At 58.7% G+C, this 4060-nt stretch carries 4 protein-coding genes; 2 read left to right on the top strand and 2 right to left on the bottom strand.

What is annotated here, in order from left to right; genetic code table 11:
• Positions 1-28: 28 nt before the first annotated feature.
• Positions 29-499 carry a molybdenum cofactor biosynthesis protein MoaE gene (locus tag QZ638_RS22695; RefSeq protein WP_295814908.1) on the top strand — a complete coding sequence of 157 codons (471 nt, stop codon included), beginning with the start codon at positions 29-31 and terminating at the stop codon, positions 497-499.
• Positions 500-617: 118 nt separating this feature from the next.
• Complete coding sequence (locus tag QZ638_RS22690) at positions 618-2870, top strand: EAL domain-containing protein (protein WP_295814906.1); 2253 nt, start codon at positions 618-620, stop codon at positions 2868-2870.
• Between the two features lie 60 nt (positions 2871-2930).
• On the opposite strand, the gene ndk is transcribed toward QZ638_RS22690, so the two are convergent.
• Together ndk and QZ638_RS22680 are read right to left on the bottom strand one after the other, a co-directional pair.
• A complete protein-coding gene (gene ndk, locus QZ638_RS22685) occupies positions 2931-3353 on the bottom strand; it encodes a nucleoside-diphosphate kinase (protein ID WP_295814903.1) in 423 nt (140 codons plus the stop codon).
• Between the two features lie 99 nt (positions 3354-3452).
• The coding region (locus tag QZ638_RS22680) for a glutathione S-transferase family protein (protein WP_295814901.1) at positions 3453-4060 on the bottom strand (608 nt) is incomplete at its 5' end.

Raw genomic sequence — 4060 nt, 5'->3', positions numbered from 1 at the left:
TTTCCCCGCCGATGACCGGAGGTTAACCGTGACGACCGCGTGCGAACCGCTGGTGCGCGTTCAGGCGGAAGATTTCGATCTTGCCGCCGAAGCCCGGCGCCTTACCGGCAATCGCCGCGACGTGGGAGCGGTGGTGAGCTTCACCGGGCTCTGTCGCGACGAGAACGGCCGGCTCGAGGCCCTCGAACTGGAACATTATCCAGGCATGGCCGAAGCCGAGATCGCGCGCATCGCTGCCGAAGCGGCGAATCGCTGGCCGCTAACGGGCCTGACCGTTATCCACCGCTTCGGCCGCATCGCACCGGGCGACAACATCGTCCTCGTGGTCGCCGCCTCGGTGCACCGCCGCGCGGCTTTTGAAGCGGCCGATTTTCTTATGGATTTTCTGAAATCCCGTGCGCCCTTTTGGAAGAAGGAGCATGTAATGGGCGAAAGCGGCGTCAAATGGGTCGAGGCGCAGGATCACGACCTGGAGGACATGAAACGCTGGCGGCGCTGAACCTGCTTTCCAGCTTTTTACTTCTTGCTAACGATAGACACCATTTCTCCTCCGGCTAGACGTTTTGGCAAACCGTTCAGGGTTATAGCTTCCTCTAGGTAACACCGGTGGGAGAGCAATGTCGGAACCGTTCCAGGCAACGCTGGTTGCGGGAGTAATATCCGCCGCTTGGTTGATCGCGGCAGCGAGCATTCTTGGATGCCTGCTGCTCGGCTATCGCTTGTTCCGCCTGAGCCGCCGCTACCAGGATGCGCGCGACGAGCAGAAGAATCATCGGGAACTGATCGACAATCTTTCCGAAGGCATCTATCGCTCATCGCCCGATGGTCGCCAGCTCAGTGCAAATCCGGCTCTCGTGCGCTTGAACGGTTACGCCAACGAGGCCGAACTCCTTGCCGGCGTCAAGAACATAGCCAAAGAATGGTATGTGGACCCCACGCGCCGCGATGCGTTCCGCGCCGAACTTGAAGAGCACGACAAGGTGGAAAACTTCATCTCGGAGATCCACCGTCACAAAACGCGCGAGCGCATCTGGATCAGTGAATCGGCACGTCTTGTTCGCGACCGCCGCACCGGAGAGCCGCTCTATTACGAAGGATCGGTGCGCGAAATCACAGAGACAGTGAAACGCCTGAAATTGAAGGACATGTTCGAGAAGCTCACCTCTCAGCTTCCAGGCGGTCTATTTCAGATGTTGCGGCGCCAAGGCGGCGAATTCTCGGTACTCTACACTTCGAAAGGCTTCCGTCAGTTGCTTGGCTATGGCGACGACGCCGTGCCCGAGAATCCAAACACCATCCTTCACATGGTGCACACAGATGACCGCGCGCACTATCTGGAAACGCTGAAGGAATCGGGCACCAGACTCACCCCCTGGGAATGCGAGTTTCGCATCCGTTCGGCGGACGGTCTGGAGAAATGGCTGCGCGTCGCCGCCTCGCCTGAAACCACCAATGAGGGGATCGTCTGGCACGGCTATCTCGCCGACGTCTCCACGCGCAAGAAAAACGAGAGGGAGATCGAGCGACTTGCCTTCTACGATCCGCTGACGCGGCTTCCCAATCGTCGCCTGCTCTTCGATCAGGTCGGCCAGCAAATGGCGGCTTGCAGAAACAACGGTCACCGCGGTGCGATCCTCTTCATCGACCTCGACAACTTCAAAACCCTCAACGATACGATGGGGCACGACGTCGGGGACACGTTTCTCAAACAGGTGGCCAATCGTCTTCAGGCGGCTGTCGGCCCCAACGATGCCGTCGGACGTATAGGCGGCGATGAATTCGTCATCGTCCTGTCGCTCAACGACAGGACCGCAGCGAGCGCGACCCGAAACGCTATCGTGGCCGCCAACCGCGTGCTTGCGGCGCTACGTCAGGAATTCGTTCTCGATCATATGCTCCATCACACATCGGCAAGCGTCGGGGTGCTGGTTTTCGATGGCAGTGAAAAGGGACCTGAAGTCCTGATGAAGAATGCCGATATGGCGATGTACCAGGCCAAAAGCCTGGGCCGCAACAATGTCGCTCTTTTCGATCCGAAGGTACTGCAAAAAGAACGCAAACGGTTTCGCCTACTGAACGATATGCGCAGTGCTTTGGTCGATAACAATCTGGAACTGCACTATCAGCCTCAGGTAAACGTCGCTGGGCATGTGGTGGGCGCGGAGGCGCTGTTGCGTTGGAATCACGCCGATCACGGCGCGCTTTCGCCGAGCGACTTCGTGGGGCTCGCCGAGCAGCATGGGCTTGCGGAACTCTTGGGCCGAGGCGTGATCGAAACCAGTGTGCGCACCCTCGCCGAGTGGAAAAAGAACCCGCGCCTCGCCGGCCTGCATATGGCGATCAACATCAGTCTCAAATCTCTACGAGATCCGGATTTTCTCGATTTTCTGCATGACCGGCTCAACGCACACGGCCTGGATCCGCAGCGTCTCACCCTGGAAATGACCGAACGGGTTTTGACCAGCGACCAGATGCAGATTTCACGGCGCATGAACGAGCTTAAGGCGCTCGGGGTAAGGCTGTCGCTGGACGATTTCGGAACCGGCTACTCGTCCATAGCCTATCTGAAAAAGCTTCCGTTCGACGAACTGAAGATCGACGGCAGTTTTATCGCCGATATAGAGGGCAGCGAAACCAACCGCGCGCTCGTGCAAACCATGCTGGACATGGCTTCGACACTCGGGCTCTCGGCGGTGGCCGAACACGTCCAGACACCGAAGCAGGAAGCATTGCTCAAATCGTCGGGTTGCGCCTTTTTCCAAGGCTGGCTCTATGGACGAGCCATGACGGGCGAGGATTTCTCAAAGTTTGTTCTCGAGCGCAATCCCGCCTCGATCCTCAAATTTCCCAACTCGCGGCAGGGTGCATAAAAAACCGGGGCCCAAGCGAGCCCCGGTTTCCGGAAACACCGTTCGGTCAGCGCTTTTCGGTCAGCCGACGACCTCGATGTCGGAAAACCAGTAGCGGATTTCTTCGGCCGCGGTCTCAGGCGCATCGGAACCATGCACGGAGTTTTCGCCGATGGACGTGGCGAATTCCTTACGGATCGTCCCCTCGGCAGCCTCCGCCGGATTGGTAGCACCCATGACTTCCCGGTTTTTCAGAATCGCGTTCTCGCCCTCGAGCACCTGCACGACCGTCGGGCCGGAAGACATGAACTCGCACAACTCATCGAAGAACGGACGCTCCTTGTGCACGGCATAGAAGCCCTCCGCCTGGCGGCGGCTCATCCAAACACGTTTGGAAGCGACGACGCGCAGGCCCGCATCCTCGAGCTTCCTGGTGATGGCGCCGGTCAGGTTGCGTTTGGTGGCATCCGGTTTGATCATGGAAAATGTGCGTTCGATCGCCATGGTTTGTCCTTCGATTGTCTGGATTTCGAGCCTGAGCTCACATTTGAAGATGGCGCGCTCTATAGCGGTCCAGGAAGCACATGGGAAGGCCCCGGCGCTTTAAGCCGCGGCCGGGACGCGTCGACCCAGGCCATCGTGCAGGTCGAGACAACGTTCGAACCATGCGGCAACCGGGTCTTCCTCCGCCAAAAGGAGGAAGGCCGAAACGATACGAGCCCACTGAAACATGCCGGCCGCGATATAATCAGCAAAGAGAGGCTCCTGCCCGCCGATAAACGGCTGATCGTTGAGCATCAGACGTAACGGTGTGAGTGCGGCACGAAAATCCTCTAGACGGTCCTCGCGCCCCTTCGCTGTCTCCTCGAGCACACGTCCGAACCGTTTTTCCCGACTGGATCGGAAATAGACCTGGTCCTCGGCATCGAGCACGGCGTGAATGTCGAGAAGCAAAGACGACCCGATATAACCGACCAGAACCGCCTGCGCCCACTTTTCGATGAAACGCGAGAGAGCTTTCCCCCCTTCGCCTGCGAACAGCGAGGGCCGGTCTGGATAGGCTTTCTCCAAATAAAGCGCGATCTGGAAAGAATCCGCCAACACGCGATCTCCGTCCCGGAGCACGGGAACGGTCCTGAATGCGCCTGCCTCGATCCCGGGAATTTCGGTGAAACGAGTGGGCGTAGTCTCAAAATCGAGCCCTTTGTGGG

Source organism: uncultured Nitratireductor sp. (assembly GCF_913053745.1).
Taxonomy (GTDB): domain Bacteria; phylum Pseudomonadota; class Alphaproteobacteria; order Rhizobiales; family Rhizobiaceae; genus Nitratireductor.
Note: the sequence above shows the minus strand (reverse complement) of the source record. Positions and strands in the feature narration are given on the sequence as shown.

Coding starts and splice junctions, on each gene's coding strand:
- ndk (WP_295814903.1), bottom strand. CDS start 3,353: ATGGCGATCGAACGCACATTTTCCATGATCAAACCGGATGCCACCAAA.
- QZ638_RS22690 (WP_295814906.1), top strand. CDS start 618: ATGTCGGAACCGTTCCAGGCAACGCTGGTTGCGGGAGTAATATCCGCC.